Origin of the sequence: Nonomuraea sp. NPDC005983 (assembly GCF_040614375.1) — a bacterium.
In the GTDB taxonomy this organism is placed as follows: Bacteria; Actinomycetota; Actinomycetes; order Streptosporangiales; family Streptosporangiaceae; genus Nonomuraea.
In genome coordinates, this window is record NZ_JBEXUP010000001.1 from 259,441 (window position 1) to 273,278 (window position 13,838).

The 13,838-nt window shown below is 67.9% G+C and carries 16 protein-coding genes and 1 pseudogene; 12 read left to right on the plus strand and 5 right to left on the minus strand.

The window, feature by feature from the left end; all coding sequences use genetic code 11:
- Window positions 1–34: 34 nt before the first annotated feature.
- Complete coding sequence (gene msrA / locus ABZ297_RS01290) at window positions 35–697, plus strand: peptide-methionine (S)-S-oxide reductase MsrA (RefSeq protein ID WP_355337445.1); 663 nt, start codon at window positions 35–37, stop codon at window positions 695–697.
- Window positions 698–1,032: 335 nt separating this feature from the next.
- Complete coding sequence (gene lgt / locus ABZ297_RS01295; protein WP_355337512.1) at window positions 1,033–1,929, plus strand: prolipoprotein diacylglyceryl transferase; 897 nt, start codon at window positions 1,033–1,035, stop codon at window positions 1,927–1,929.
- A gap of 248 nt (window positions 1,930–2,177) precedes the next feature.
- On the opposite strand, the gene ABZ297_RS01300 is transcribed toward lgt, so the two are convergent.
- Window positions 2,178–3,014: a helix-turn-helix domain-containing protein gene (locus ABZ297_RS01300; protein ID WP_355337448.1), complete on the minus strand. Its 837-nt coding sequence runs from the start codon at window positions 3,012–3,014 to the stop codon at window positions 2,178–2,180.
- 10 nt (window positions 3,015–3,024) lie between these two features.
- Between ABZ297_RS01300 and ABZ297_RS01305 the strand changes: the two genes are divergently transcribed.
- From ABZ297_RS01305 to ABZ297_RS01330, 6 genes and pseudogenes are all read left to right on the plus strand, one after another.
- The gene (locus tag ABZ297_RS01305) at window positions 3,025–3,546 is read left to right on the plus strand and encodes a TIGR03086 family metal-binding protein (RefSeq protein WP_355337451.1); all 522 of its coding nucleotides are present in this window, start codon (window positions 3,025–3,027) and stop codon (window positions 3,544–3,546) included.
- Between the two features lie 141 nt (window positions 3,547–3,687).
- Entirely contained in the window at window positions 3,688–3,894 is a 207-nt protein-coding gene (locus tag ABZ297_RS01310; protein WP_355337454.1) for a hypothetical protein, read from the plus strand.
- Window positions 3,895–3,957: 63 nt separating this feature from the next.
- Window positions 3,958–4,173 carry a hypothetical protein gene (locus ABZ297_RS01315; RefSeq protein ID WP_355337457.1) on the plus strand — a complete coding sequence of 72 codons (216 nt, stop codon included), beginning with the start codon at window positions 3,958–3,960 and terminating at the stop codon, window positions 4,171–4,173.
- Window positions 4,174–4,263: 90 nt separating this feature from the next.
- Window positions 4,264–4,572 carry a type II toxin-antitoxin system prevent-host-death family antitoxin gene (locus tag ABZ297_RS01320; RefSeq protein WP_349458270.1) on the plus strand — a complete coding sequence of 103 codons (309 nt, stop codon included), beginning with the start codon at window positions 4,264–4,266 and terminating at the stop codon, window positions 4,570–4,572.
- Between the two features lie 2 nt (window positions 4,573–4,574).
- Entirely contained in the window at window positions 4,575–5,093 is a 519-nt protein-coding gene (locus tag ABZ297_RS01325) for a type II toxin-antitoxin system RelE/ParE family toxin (protein WP_355337460.1), read from the plus strand.
- A gap of 536 nt (window positions 5,094–5,629) precedes the next feature.
- Window positions 5,630–5,935 (plus strand): annotated as a pseudogene (locus ABZ297_RS01330) (hypothetical protein); the annotation flags it as partial.
- 272 nt (window positions 5,936–6,207) lie between these two features.
- Here ABZ297_RS01330 and ABZ297_RS01335 read toward each other — a convergent pair.
- Together ABZ297_RS01335 and ABZ297_RS01340 are read right to left on the minus strand one after the other, a co-directional pair.
- A complete protein-coding gene (locus ABZ297_RS01335; RefSeq protein WP_355337463.1) occupies window positions 6,208–7,983 on the minus strand; it encodes an ATP-binding protein in 1,776 nt (591 codons plus the stop codon).
- On the minus strand, window positions 7,980–8,666 hold the full coding sequence (locus tag ABZ297_RS01340) for a response regulator transcription factor (RefSeq protein ID WP_355337466.1): 687 nt from the start codon (window positions 8,664–8,666) through the stop codon (window positions 7,980–7,982). The genes ABZ297_RS01335 and ABZ297_RS01340 overlap by 4 nt, the downstream gene beginning before the upstream one ends.
- 90 nt (window positions 8,667–8,756) lie before the next feature.
- Between ABZ297_RS01340 and ABZ297_RS01345 the strand changes: the two genes are divergently transcribed.
- Complete coding sequence (locus tag ABZ297_RS01345; RefSeq protein WP_355337469.1) at window positions 8,757–9,488, plus strand: L,D-transpeptidase; 732 nt, start codon at window positions 8,757–8,759, stop codon at window positions 9,486–9,488.
- Between the two features lie 31 nt (window positions 9,489–9,519).
- Window positions 9,520–9,717, plus strand: coding sequence for a hypothetical protein (locus ABZ297_RS01350; protein ID WP_355337472.1), 198 nt, complete (start codon window positions 9,520–9,522; stop codon window positions 9,715–9,717).
- 357 nt (window positions 9,718–10,074) lie between these two features.
- Here the strand turns inward: ABZ297_RS01350 and ABZ297_RS01355 are convergent, their stop codons facing one another.
- The gene (locus ABZ297_RS01355) at window positions 10,075–10,899 is read right to left on the minus strand and encodes an NBR1-Ig-like domain-containing protein (RefSeq protein ID WP_355337475.1); all 825 of its coding nucleotides are present in this window, start codon (window positions 10,897–10,899) and stop codon (window positions 10,075–10,077) included.
- A 346-nt stretch (window positions 10,900–11,245) separates the two neighbouring features.
- Here ABZ297_RS01355 and ABZ297_RS01360 point away from each other — a divergent pair, with 346 nt between their 5' ends.
- The gene (locus ABZ297_RS01360) at window positions 11,246–11,590 is read left to right on the plus strand and encodes a hypothetical protein (protein WP_355337478.1); all 345 of its coding nucleotides are present in this window, start codon (window positions 11,246–11,248) and stop codon (window positions 11,588–11,590) included.
- A gap of 149 nt (window positions 11,591–11,739) precedes the next feature.
- Here ABZ297_RS01360 and ABZ297_RS01365 read toward each other — a convergent pair whose 3' ends face one another.
- On the minus strand, window positions 11,740–12,525 hold the full coding sequence (locus tag ABZ297_RS01365; RefSeq protein ID WP_355337481.1) for a class I SAM-dependent methyltransferase: 786 nt from the start codon (window positions 12,523–12,525) through the stop codon (window positions 11,740–11,742).
- Between the two features lie 440 nt (window positions 12,526–12,965).
- Here ABZ297_RS01365 and ABZ297_RS01370 point away from each other — a divergent pair.
- A partial coding sequence (locus tag ABZ297_RS01370; protein ID WP_355337484.1) for an MFS transporter occupies window positions 12,966–13,838 on the plus strand: 873 nt, incomplete at its 3' end.

A 13,838-nucleotide genomic window follows, 5' to 3' on the forward strand; every position in this document is an offset into this window, starting at 1 on the left:
CTGTATCGTAGACAGCAGCTGTGGAGGTGGCACGATGGGTTGGCTGTTCGGCGGCAACAAGACATCGATGGTCCGTCCCGAGGAGGCCCTGCCGGGGCGCTCGTCGGCGATCCCCGTCCCGTCCAGGCACGCGGTCCTCGACGCGCCGCTCGCCCCGCCGTACCCGGAGGGGCTGGAGATCGCGGACTTCGCTCTCGGGTGCTTCTGGGGCGCCGAGCGCAAGTTCTGGCAGACGCCGGGCGTCGTCACGACCGCGGTCGGCTACCAGGGCGGCTACACGCCCAACCCGACCTACGAAGAGGTCTGCACCACCCAGACGGGCCACGCGGAGGCCGTCCGCGTCGTCTTCGACCCCGCCAAGATCTCCTACGAAGAGCTTCTCAGGATCTTCTGGGAGGCCCACGACCCCACCCAGGGCATGCGCCAGGGCAACGACGTGGGCACCCAGTACCGCTCGGCCATCTACTACCACTCGCCGGAGCAGCAGAAGGCGGCGGAGGCGTCACGCGACGCGTACCAGCGCGTCCTGACGGCGGCGGGCTACGGGCCTATCACGACCGAACTCGCCCCCGCGGGCCCGTTCTACTTTGCTGAGGAGTATCACCAGCAGTACCTCCACCGCAACAAGAACGGGTACTGCGGCCTCGGTGGGACCGGCGTGGCCTGCCCGGTTGGTCTGACGTCCGGCGAGGCGTAGACCTGCGGATACAGCTAGATCCTGGCATTTGATCGCCCGGCCTGTCCGTGGTCGATCAAGGGCCAGAGCCGCTTTCGGCGACAACGGAGGCCGCGATCACGCGTGAGGGAGATGGTTCTCGCGACGCGCCTGCGGTGCGGGCCTCAGGCGCGAGGCGATGGCCATCGCTGGCATCGGGACGGCGTTTCTGGTAGCAAGCCCAGCATGGCCGAGGACCGTACCAAGGCCGCCGTCGAACGTTGCACCGGTTCGTCTACGCCGCGTCACGTCGCAGAAGGTTTGCGATCAGGTCGCGAAGGCGGCCAAGTGGCCTCACGTTGACTAGCCTCACTGGCATGCCCCTTGCCTCGATTCCCAGCCCTTCCGAAGGGGTCTGGTATATCGGAATCATCCCGATCCGGGCCTATGCATTGTGCTTCATCCTTGCGATCGGCTTCGGCGTCTGGCTGAGCGAGCGCCGCGGGCGCGCCCGCGGCGGCGAGAAGGGCGCGATCAGCGACATCGCCGTCCCCGCAGTGATCTTCGGCCTGATCGGCGCTCGCCTCTACCACGTCATCACCGACTGGCAGACCTACTTCGGCCCGCGTGCGATCAAGGAGCCCTACCAGGCGCTCTTCATCTGGGAAGGCGGGCTCAGCATCTGGGGCGCGGTCGCCCTGGGAGGCGTGGGCGTGTGGCTGGCCTGCCGCCGCCGGGGGCTGTCTCTGGGCGCCATGGCCGACACGGTCGCGCCCGGCATCGCGTTCGGGCAGGCGATCGCCCGCTGGGGCAACTGGTTCAACCAGGAGCTGTACGGCAGTCCAACCACGTTGCCCTGGGGCCTGGAGATCGACCAGACCCATGGCGGCGAACCAGGCGTGCTCTACCACCCGACGTTCCTCTATGAGTCGCTGTGGGACGCGGCCCTCGGGTTCGGACTGATCCTGGCCGGCAGGCGGTTTACGCTGCGCCACGGCCGCCTGTTCGCCCTCTACGTCGCCGGCTACACATTCGGGCGGTTCTGGATCGAGGGGCTGCGGATCGACCCGGTCGGCGGGGTGGACCACGCGGTGACGCTCCTGGGGCTGCGGATCAACCAGTGGACCTCGATTGTGCTGTTCATCGCCGCGCTGGTCTATCTCTGGGTGACTCGTAACAAGGACACCGAACAGATCGTGGTGCCGGTCTCACAACACGAGGCCTCGCACGAGGAGAATGGCGGGCAGGCCTCCGATCCGATCGAGAGCACTTGACAACGCTGACGACAACGTCGGCCACCATGAGCGCGCGTCGACATCTGAACAGCACCACTGCCTCGGGATGGACGGGGGGCAGGGTGGATTGCTCCCCCTGAAAGCGGAAGGTCAAGCTGTGGGGTCGGACCGAAGCGCGGTTTCAGCCTTGCGGCTGGTCCGTTTCTCCGGCGGTGTGCCATGCGTAGATCGCCCGCTGCCTGTGCGGGTTCCAGCCTGTGCGCCACCAGTACATTCCCTCGTCGGGATCAGACCTGGCTGCTGAACCGGGCGTAGGCCGCGGGTGGCATGCCGACCGCGGCGGTGAAGTCGCGGGTCAGGTGGGCCTGGTCGGTGTAGCCGAGCTCGGCGGCCAGTGTGGCGAGGTCGAGGCCCTGGTAGACCCGCTCCGCGGCCTCGTGCAGCCGGAAGCGCCGGATCACCCACTTAGGGCCGATACCGACGTAGTCCCGGAACAGGCGCTGCAGCGTGCGCACCGACCGCCCCGATCTGGCGGCCAGCTCGTCGACCCTGGTCACGGAGACGTCGCCCTCCACCATCGCCACCAGTGCCGCGACTTCGTCCACCAGCGGATCCCGATCCGGCCCCAGACTCAGCAGGAACGTCTCGATGAGCGCGACAGCGGCCCGGGCGTCGGGCTCAGCCAGGACGTGCTCGACCATGGTCGCGCCCGCTGCGGCGTACATCTCGCTGATCTCCAGGAAGCGGCCGGTCAGGAGGGACACCGGACCGTTGAGGAACGGCCGGAAGCCGCCGGGGCGGAAGCGCGTGCCGAGCACGCGGCCGCTGCCCCGCATCGTGTAGGAGAACCCGCCCTTGATCACTCCCGCGATCCGATGGAAGTCCTGGGCGATCGCCATGTTCACGGTGGGGTGCGAGACGATGCGCTGTTCGTACGGCTCGGCGAGGTCGGCCCATGTGACGACCCAGAAGTGATCCACGTACGCCGCGATCTCGGGCGATGGCGCCTGCCGGACGAAATCGAAGGCGTTGAGCCCTGCGTACGGGTTGACCCAGCCACGCTGTCGCGTTTCTACAAGCCGTGCCTCGGGCGGACGAGGCACGCTGGCTGCCGTGGAAGACATGGTGCCAATGATGACGCGCGCTACCGAACAGACCGTGGGATTGGTGCGGGCGGTGCGGCAAGAGCAGTTCGGGTTCTCGACGCCATGCGAGAAGTTCGACGTCAAGGACTTGATCAACCACCTCGAGTGGGTGGCGGAGATGTTCGAGTCGCTGGGGCGCACGGGGCCGAGCGTCGTGCAGGGGCCTTACAGGGGCGACTTTCCCGAGCGAGCAAAGCGCACGCTGGCCGCCTGGTCGCGGCCCGAGGCATGGGAGGGGACCAGCCCCGCCATGGGCCTGCCGATGACCGCGCTGGCCCACATGTACCTCGTCGACATGATCGTGCACGGCTGGGACCTGGCCAGAGCCACCGGTGAGGAGTACGAGCCGGACCCTGAGGCCGTCTCGCGGGCGCTGCACTTCACTGAGCAGATGGTGGAGACGGGCAGGCAGCGCGGCGTGTTCGGGCCGGCAGTGACGGTGCTGGACGATGCCCCGCCGTTCGACCGCCTGCTCGGCGTCATCGGTCGGGATCCGGCCTGGACACCGTGATCTGCTTCTGCCTCGGGCGCCGTCGCGTGCCCTGCGGGACTGACATCCGGTGAGGCGTGAGGAGCTCAGGCAGAGGCCTGACCGCCCGCGTGCTTGCGCATGGGAACTGCGCTTGGAATACGTGTCTTCTAGCCTCGGTGTATGAGCGTGATGCGCGAGGAACTCCATCACTTGGTGGACCGGCTACCAGAGGAGAAAGTCGCCCCTCTGCTCCGTCTGGTCCGTGACCAGCTCGAGGAGCCGGAAGCGGTTCGTGAGCTGCCGTTCATCGGGATGTTGGAGGCGGAGCCGGACTTCGCGGAACGTGCCGAGGAAATCCTCCGGTCGGAGGACAATCACTCCCTGTGATCGTCCTTGACTCCGGGTCGTTGGTCGCTGCGGTTAACGGCCGCGACAACCATCATGGTCTGCGTGAGACTCTTGCGGACCCATCCTGGTCCGCTGCTCGTCCCGCCCACCGTGGTCACCGAGGTGTGTCAGCTTGTCGAGAGGAGACAGGGCAGCAAGGCGGAGGCGGCGTTCCTTCAGTCCTTCGGGTCGGGTCTGACACTGATCGACCTCGCCGCTGAGGACTTGGCTCGGATGGGCCACCTGGTCGAGACGTCCCACGTCTGCTACTCGGAGTAGTAAACCGGGCAGCATGAGCGTGCCCGAGCTGAAAGACGGCTCACCGCTCCGAGGATCGCGGTTCTGTGCAGAAAGATGTACAGTTTATGTATGACTGTTCTGCACGACGCGACTGAGCTGAGCGTCACAGAGGCGGCCCAGCGGGGGGTTGCCCGCCTGGTGGCTGATGCGGAGCAGGGGGCCGATCTGGTGGTCACCCGTCGACATCAGCCGGTGGCGGCCGTGGTAAGCATTCGCCGGCTCAATGAGTTGGAGGAAGCGGCGGCTGATCTGCGTGATCTGGCGCTTGTGCTTGCCCGGTCGGTCACGGACACGGGTGAGCGTGTCTCGCTCGATGAGGTGCTGGCCGCTTTCGGGCATACTCGCGAATCGCTGGCCGCCATCCCGGACGACGAGTAAACGTGTCCGACGTCGTCTTCACGGCGCCAGCGGTCGATGACCTCCGACGCATCGGCCCAGACGCGGTGCCCAAGGTGCTCAAGAAGATTCTTCTCCTACTGGACAACCCTGAGGCTGGTTACCCGCTCGGCGGGGAACTGACCGGATTCCGGAAGCTGGTGGTCGGTCGCAACACTTGGCGTGTCGTCTACTGCATCACCGAGGACAAGTCGGTGGAGATCTGCGAGGTGTGGGCTGTGGGCGAGCGGGCCGACGCGGAAGTGTACGCGGAGGCGACAGCGAGGGTTCGCGAGGCGGGTGCTAGCCGTCCCGAGATCGTCCAGCTCGGCCAGGTGATCGAGCGCCTTGGCGCGCTGGCCGATCACATTCGGGTGGAGAAGGCACCCCCTAGAGAACCGGTTCCGGATTGGCTCGCAGATCGGTTGATCTACACAGTCGGGATGGCCCGCGAGGACGTTGCTGCTCTTGATCTCCAAGAGGCCGTCGACTTGTGGGCTGAGTACCGATCGAAGGTCCATTAGGTTGCACATCTATTGCCTGGAGCGAAGCGCTACCGTCAGCAGTATCTTCACAAAGTTCCCAATGGGTACTGCGGGATCGGTGGCACAGGCGTTGCCTGTCCGGTGGGCCTGACGTCCGGTCATCTTCCAGGGGCGTACACCGAGGTCCGGGGACGTTGTTAGCAACAGCGTTAGCAAGATCGATACTTATACCTCCGCTCTCGGTCTCGCCGAACTCTCGTCTTCCGTCTTCTTGTGCTTGGTCGACCCGGCCGAAGGAATGGCGCTGTGTGCCGATCGTCCGGCGGCACGGTCTTGACGCCTGAGTCGAACCGGAAGGCCGGACCCGTCATCCGGCGGAGGTCTATCCTGACGTTTACGCGATCCGGGCATCTGCCCTCAGCAACTCAAGGGCTTCGGCCACCTACATCGGGCCTTCGACCTGCGATTCTAGGAGGGAAAGGGTGTAGTGGAGTCGGTAGCGTGGAGGCGTACAGCTTGGAGGTCAACGATGTCCCCCCGCATCAGGACGGCGAGGCACTGATCCTCGCCCGCCACGGACCACCGCTGCTCTCCGGGCGGCAGTTGCTCAGATCGCTCCGGCCTACCTCGGCCAGTTTGTTGAGCATCTCGACCAGGCGACAGAGCAGGCGGCGCGGCAGAGCACCGTCGCGCCTCTGCAGAACTTCTTGCAGCAATGGGGCGAGTTTGTAGCGATTCAGCGCCATCCTGCCCGAGCGGCCCGCCTGCAGGCGTTGGAGGCAGAAGTCGCTGCGGCCACCGACAGAGTCAAGCTGGGTGCGGCCTTGGCCGAAATCACCGAGATCACGACATCCGCGCGCCGAGAGGCCGTCGGCGAGTGACGCCTGGACCTGGGAGTACAACCCCGACGCCGAGCATGTCATTGCTGGGCTCCCGCCGACCGTCATCCTTGAGGTTGAGCGGCTTGCCGACCAACTCGCAGTCCTTGGAAGGACGCGATCCGCGCCGGTAGAGGTCCGCTGCATGGGGGAGGTCTTCGAACCCTCGATCTGTTCGGCGGCACGGGGGTCGCCTGCCCGGTCGGCTTGACGTCCGGCGAAGCGTAGAGCCACGGCGACATCCCGACCCCGGCCCTCGATCATCTTGCGCCCCGCTACGACGGAAGACGCAGAGTGAACGTCGTGCGGACACCTGGCACGCTGGTGACCGTGGCTGTGCCGCCGTGCGCCTCGGCCAGGTTGCGCACGATGGCGAGCCCGAGCCCGCTGCCGCCGGTCCGCCGGTTGCGGGACTTCTCGGCCCGCCAGAACCGGTCGAAGACGTGAGGGAGGTCCTCGGCGCGGATCCCGATCCCCGTGTCGGTCACCTCGATGACGACCTGGTTGCCCTCCTGACGGGCGCCCAGCGTGATGTGCCCGCCGCGTGGCGTGTAGCGCAGGGAGTTGGTGACCAGGTTGCCGATGGCCTGGCGGAGCCGTACTGGATCCGCGGTCAGCGAGGGGTCATCGATGATCGCGGTGGTCAGCGTGAGCCCTGCGGCTTCGGCCCGGCCTCGGTGAGCGGTGGTCACCTGGTCGAGAAGGTCGCCGAGGTCGACGGGTTCGACGTGCAGACGGAGCTTGCCCGCGTCGGCGAGGGCGAGCTCCTGAAGGTCGTCGACGATGTGCTGCAGCAGCAGGATCTCCTCGACCAGCGAGGCGATCAGCGCGGGGTCCAACTCGGCGACGCCGTCCTGGGCGGCCTCCAGCCAGCCCCTGAGGTTGCTCAGCGGTGTGCGCAGCTCGTGGGAGACGTCGCTGACCATGGCCTTGCGCTGCTCCTCCATGCGCTGGAGGTGCTCCGACATCTCGTTGAACGCCGTGGCGAGCTCGCTGATTTCGCGGGTGGTCCTGACCGCGACGCGGGCGGAGCCGTCCCCGTCCCGCATCCGTCGAGTGGCGTGCGTGAGCGCGTTGACGGGCTTGACCAGGTGCCTGGCCGCCATGACGCTCACGCCCACGGTCAGCACGAGCACAAGCAGAGCGGCACCTGCGATCGAGGGCAGCGGGATGCGCTGGGCGGTCCCCTCGGTGGGGGAACCGATGTACAGATAAGCCGCCGGGGCGACATAGGAGTCGAGCTGTTCCTTGCGGGCGCTGACGATGCAGGACGAGATCGTCTGATCGGGCTCGGCGCCGGCAGGCTGCTTCTCCTTGGACACCCAGGTGAAGTCGAGGCCGACCGAACCCTTCTCCGCGCTCTTGCCCTTGAGGCACCTGCTGACCAGGAGGTTGAGCTGTTTCAGCGCGGCCTTCTCGGTGCGCGTCGGCGTGCTGAAGCTGGTGGCGTCGCAGGGGCCTATCACCACGGGCACCGGGCGCGGCTCCTGGCTCGCCTCCTTGCTCGCCTCCCTGTTGGTCGTCGTCACGACAGGCCGGCCGGTGTTCGAGACGGTCACCTGTACGGACTGCCCGGTACGACCGGCGCAGGCGGCGTAGGTGTTGGCGGCCTTCGTCAGCCGCGCGCGATCGCGGCCGGACAGCAGGAATGGACCCACCGCGCGCGGATCAATCCGGTCCCTGGCCGCCCCCGGCACCAGGGACACGTCCACGGCCAGCGGGTCGACCACGGCCGACACCCTGGCGGGCAGTTGGGTCCCTGCGACCGCCGAGTCCGCGATGAGGGTGCCATTCTCGGTGGTCAGCGCGATGCGGCGGCTGTTCCGGGCGGCGAGATCGCGCACGGTGGCGGCGACGCCCGACCAGTTCGGATGGCGGGAGGCGTAGCCGAGCAGGCTGTTGTTGATCTGGGCGTCGCTGGCCAGCGTCTGACCCTGCTCGCGCTGGATGGCGCCGGAGGTGCTGCTGGCAGCCAGCCACGCCGTCGCCGTGATCGAGCAGACCGCCACGACGGCCGAACTCGTGAGCAACCTGACGAACAGCGACCTCATGCGTGGGTCAGTTTGTAGCCGACGCCGTACACGGTCAGCAGCCGGACCGGGCGGCGCGGATCGGGCTCGATCTTCTTGCGCAGGTTCATCACGTGCACGTCGACCGTGCGTTCTGTGATGAACCGGTCGAAGCCGTGGATGCGCTCCAGCAACTGCTTCCTGGTGAACACCCGCTCCGGCTCTGCGGCCAGCGTCTCGATGATCCGGAACTCCGCCAGTGTGCACTCCACCAGCCTGTCCGCCGCGGTGACGGTGTGCCTGACCGGGTCCACGACGAGATCGCCCGCCTGGAACAGCTGCCGGTCGGCGTCCTGGGACTTGCCGGTACGGCGCAGCAGCGTCCGCACGCGGGCCATCAGCTCGCGCGGACTGTACGGCTTGGCCACATAGTCGTCAGCGCCGAGGTCGAGCCCCAGCAGCAGGTCATCCTCGGTGGACCTGGCGGTCAGCATGAGGATCGGCAGATCGGACTCGGCGCGCAGCACGCGGCAGACGTCCAGCCCGTCGACCTTCGGCATCATCACGTCGAGCACCACGAGGTCGGGATCCACCCGCCGCGCCTCGTCGATCGCGGAACGCCCGTCGTGCACGACGAGGACCTCGTGGCCCTCCCGCTCCAGATACCGCCTGAGCAGCTCGGCCTGCTTGGGGTCGTCCTCGGCGACCAGCACGTACGCGCACATGGCCTGAGGCTATGTCCACGTCATGGGTGCATAAGGGATCTGCATGACGAGCTAACAGGTTTCACACATTCTGTCGCCAGGCTGCGGCGGGTGAGAACCAACCTGCTTCGTACGGCTGCTGCGGTCTCCGTCGCTTTCCTGCTGACGGGGTGTGCGGGGAGCGCGCGCAGTGCCGTACGGGATGAGCCTGCCAGCAGTGGTGCGCGATCCGAGCCCGCGAGCAGCGCCACATCGAAGATCGCGACCGTCAAGGGATCCCGGATCACCGTCTACCGGAGCAAGGAGGGGCAGTCGCAGAGGACGATCACGAGCCCCAACGGCTACGGCGCGACCCGCGTCTTCCTGGTGGAACGTGACGAGGGCGAGTGGTTGCAGGTGCTGCTGCCGATCCGCCCGAACGGCAGCAAGGGCTGGATCAAGACCGCCGACGTGGTGCTCGCGGAGACCTCCCACCGGGTGGAGATCGATCGCGGGGCGTTCAGGTTCACGGTCTACGACGGCGACCGGCCCGTCAGGACCGGAAAGGTCGCGACGGGCGAAGCAGGGACGCCCACGCCTCCAGGCCGCTTCTTCTTCACCGAACTGGTGAAACCCGCCGACGCGGCCGGAGCCTACGGCGCCTACGCCTTCGGGTTGAGCGGCTTCTCGCCGGTACTGAAGAGCTTCGCCGGCGGCCCCGGCCAGCTGGCGATCCACGGGACGAACAAGCCTTCCGCCATCGGCACGCGTGCCAGCCACGGCTGCGTTCGCATCAGCAACGCCGACATCACCTGGATGGCGAAGAACCTGGCGATCGGAACCCCGGTCGTCGTCAAGGGCTGAAGCCCACCTCGAAATGAACAGGGGACCCCATATGAAGACCAAAGCCACCCTCATCGGCATCACCGCCGCCCTGGCCCTGACCGCGGGCCTCGCGGCCCTCTCGGGATCAGCCCTGGCCGACCCCAAGCGGCCCGGCCCCTCGCCCTCCCCGGTACCGGCCGACCACCGCCCCACGGTCAGCCCGTCGCAGAAGCAGCCCGTCGTCATCAACCCGGCCTACACCGGCTGATCGTGGTACGTCGCCGCAGCCCCGGGGCCTGCGGCGGCGTATCTCGGTGCCCACGGTGATCCCGGCCGGCATCAGGCCCGAGGCGGGGGCGGCGATGCCGCGGCGGAGCGCGTCGGCCGGTCGTACCTCCTCTCCTGCCCGCAGTCGCGTCAGCGACCAGGCCATGGCGGGCAGGAGCGGGACCCCACGCGTCATGACCCGCCCTCCAGGGGTCGGTGTCAGGCGGCGCCTGAGACCGGTCAACGGGCGTTGCTGGATGCGGCCTCACGGAGCATGATCAGCCTCTTCCCGTCCTGACGGACAACTGCTCTGCCTCGGGCAGGACGCTGAGGTGGCCCTCGCAAATGAACCCGTAGGTCAGGGTGCGCCTACTCGAACGTCCAGGAACACCGGGCGCTTGTGCGGGAACAGTTCCTGGCCCTGCGCATCGGTCATCTTCCAGTAGATGCGGCACTTCCCTGGCTTGTTCGGAGCCTGCACCTCCACGGCGATGTCCGCGGTCCGGCCGGGCGCTGTCGGCGGTATCGCCACCGTCTTGGGTGATCGGCATGGCCCGGTGTTGATGCGCGCCAGATGCCTGCCCTCCCAGGACGTCGTCCCGGTGTTGCGAATCCTCCACACCTTCGTGAACGGCAGGCCCTGCCGCACTTCCGAGCCGTCCGGGTACGTCACGTCGCCCACGAATTCGGAGTCGTCCCTGGCTGGCGTGCTCGCTGTCGGCGCTGCTGGGGGATCAGCCTGGCCCGTGTTCGTCGTCAGATAGAAGGACGTCGATCCGACCATGAGGATCGCGGCCGCGGCCAAGCCTCCTACGAGGGCGCGGTTCCACCGCGCAGGTTTGGGCGAAGGGTCGGCTGTGGTGGCCGGCGGCGCCGGTGCGGGCTGGTCGCCGGACGTGATGGCCGCCGCGTCATCGCTCGCGCTGTCAGGGACCGCCTTGGCACGTTCCCAGAGCTCTCGCCACTCGCGTTCGGTCTCTTCGAGATCATGCCCCAGCCGGCTAACCGCGAGGACACGTACGAACTCCCACGTCGTCTCCCAACTCGGCAGCTTTCGCCCCTGGGCGGCGCTGGCCAGCGACGACTTCGAGGCCGCCGCGCCGAGTCGGGACGACATCTCGGCGTACGAGGGATCGCCCGCTTCCTCTTTCAGTCTCAGGAGCCGGTCGGCGAAGGCCCCCACCGCGCCCGACTCCGGATCGGGCCGTACCGGCTGACGTCCCCGACGCTTCGCACGATCCTGAGCCTGCATCTTGGCCCCACTTCCTCCGTTCGCCGCAACCCTGTTGGCGCCTCTGCAGCTGTCAAGCGCCTCCAAACTATCCGACGACACAGATCGACGATCAGTTCAGATCGCCCCAGGTCGACGCTCAGGGCTGATTTGTCCAACGTCCAGCGGACCAACCTTGGACGGAGAGCGCTGGGTGGCCCGCCCTGCTGGTGGCATCGTGGCGGATGCCCCCCTGACGAACACATCGCCGTGGCCCGGGCACTCGTGGCCCCAGACCACTGCAGAGAGGGAGATTTGCATGTCCACCAGCTCTCGTAGGCCGAGCCTGCGCACCCGAGTCGCTGTCGTTGCCGCCGCGTCCTTCGCCGCCGCCAGTCTCGGAGTCGGCGTTGGCGCAGCTCCGGCGTCGGCGGACGTCCACCGTGGTGTCAACGGCTGCTTCGCCTGGTCCTGGGGGGACGGCAACACCTCGGTGACGGTGTACTGGCACAACCGGTGCCGGAACAAGCGCAAGCTGAACATCAAGTACAGCCTTGGCTGGACCACCAAGAACTACACGGCGGTCGTGGGGTCCGACGGGAAGGGCCACAAGAAGTTCCAGACCGCTTCGATCGTGTCCATCACCGACGGGGGCCGCGCCTAGCCTGCTGGGGGCAGGCACTGGGGGTGCGGCGCGTGGCCGCGCCGCACCCCGGCGCGTACCAGGTCCTCCGTGGCACGCTCAGGTGTGGGTGAGCGGCTCCAGCAGCAGTTCGGTCAGCGGGTACGGGGTCTACTGCCTGAGCGAGGAACTTAGGGCTGAGCTTCCCCGATGCTCTGCGAGCAGTCGAGATCCACGGTGAGCCTGTCGCGTGGCTCCGGGCGGCGGAACAGGGCAGTCAGGAGGAAGGGGACACCGAAGACGGGGGCGTCGGGCGGCTGCTCCTCCATCTGGTGCAGCTCGACCTCCGTGTAGCCGGAGAAGATCCAGCGCAGTTCGTCGAAGGTGTACGCCAGGCCGCCCTGCAGGTGGCCTTCCCGGTAGAACTCCTCGTCGCGTAGTTCGGAGCCCATGGCCCCGGCGGCGAAGCAGGTCAGAGCGAGGTGGCCGCCGGGGGCCAGCAGCCGGTCCAGCAGGTTCAGGTAGCTCACCCTGCGGTGCGGCGGCAGGTGGTGCAGGCAGCCGGAGTCGTAGACCAGGTCGTACCGGCCGGGCTGGAGGTCGGCGGTGAAGGCGTCGCCGCAGTGGAAGCGGACGTCGGCGCCCGCCTCCCGGGCGCGCTCCTCGGCCCAGGCGACAGCCGTGGGGGAGAGGTCGACGGCGTCGACCTCGAAGCCGAGCGAGGCCAGGTGGATGGCGTTGCGGCCGGGTCCGCAGCCCAGATCGAGAGCGCGTCCCGGTTCGAGCATCCCCCGCTCGAGGTAGGACACGAGGCTCTCGTCCGGCTTGCTCGCGAAGAAGGGGACCGGTTTTGAGCGGTCGGCGTAGAAGTGGTCCCACCAGGGCGACGCGTTTCCCGTCCATCGGTCCGCGTCTGATGCGAACAGCCGATCGAGCAGGTCCATGACGTCATCCATGGTGCGGATGGTTCGGTTCACGCGGTCTCCCCAAGAGATGGTCGGCGTCTCTGATCTTATTGAGTGACCGCCGCATCAGTGCTGGTCAGAGGCCATTTTTTGGTCCCTCTGGTGAGGGCGGAGAGGGCCGTGGAGGGGTACGCGTGACACCATTGGCACACTCCCATCAGGCGTGCGGTCCGCGCTCGGCAGGCCGCCTCCGAGGGGCCGCTGCGGGCAGCTGAGAGTGCCCTCGGAACCCGTCCGGGGAGGGCGAAAAGTGTCCTTGGTCACATGTGCGCGCAGCAAGGTGACCAGGCCACGCTGGCGCGTCTCTGGCTGATGTTCCGTCATGACATGTCGGAGTTCCACGGCCTGCTCCCCGGCCCGGACGGGACGCTCCGCAGCGAACGGCTTCAGTCCGCGTTCGATGTAAGGTGTGTGACTGACGTTAGAGGTTTTGTCAGTTACAGGAGGTGTGGATGCAGGTACTCGCGCACGCCGAGCCGCTGCCGCGCAGCGTCCGGCTGCTCATCGTGGCACGGGCAGTCAACCGGCTCGGGGCGTTCTCCCTGTCGTTCCTCACCGTCCTGATCACCGCCGAGTTCGGCGTGAGCGCGACCACGGCCGGGCTCGTCTCGTCCGCGTTCGGGCTCGCGACGATCCCCTCACGCCTCTTCGGCGGCCATCTCGCCGACCGGCTGGGCCGGCGCCGCACGATCGTGCTCGGGCTCTCCGGCTGCGCCGTCGCGCAGCTAGGCATCGCGGCCTCCGGGTCGCTGGCCGTGGTCGCGGTGTTCGCGGTCCTGCTCGGGCTGGCCTTCGAGCTGTACGAGCCGCCGAGCCAGGCGATGATCGCGGACGCCGTCGGCCCCTCCGCGCGGACACGTGCCTACAGCCTGCTCAACGCCGCCCTGGCCGCGGCGGGCATGGGGGCCGGGCTGATCGCGGCCGGCGTGGGGCGGTGGGACCTTCGCTGGCTGTTCGTCGTCGACGCGCTGACATGCCTGGCGTGTGCGATCGTCATGCGCGTCGTCCTGCCGGCGGACCGACCCGGAGCCCGGCGCGCGCAGGCCCCGGCGTCCGCCTCGACCTCGCCCTGGAGGGACCCCGCGCTGATCGCCATGCTCGCCTGCGGCACGCTGTTCGCGCTTGTCTACATGGGGATCATGGTCGCGCTCCCGCTCTCCCTGCCGCGGCGCGGCCTGGAGGCCGCGGACGCCGGCATCCTCTTCACCGTCTCGGCCGTCATCACCGTGGCCGGGCAGCCTCTCCTGCGCCTGAGAAAGGTGGCGGCGTGGTCGGCGCCCGCGGCTCTGGCCGCGGGGGGCGCCCGCCAGGCCGGGGGGGGGGGC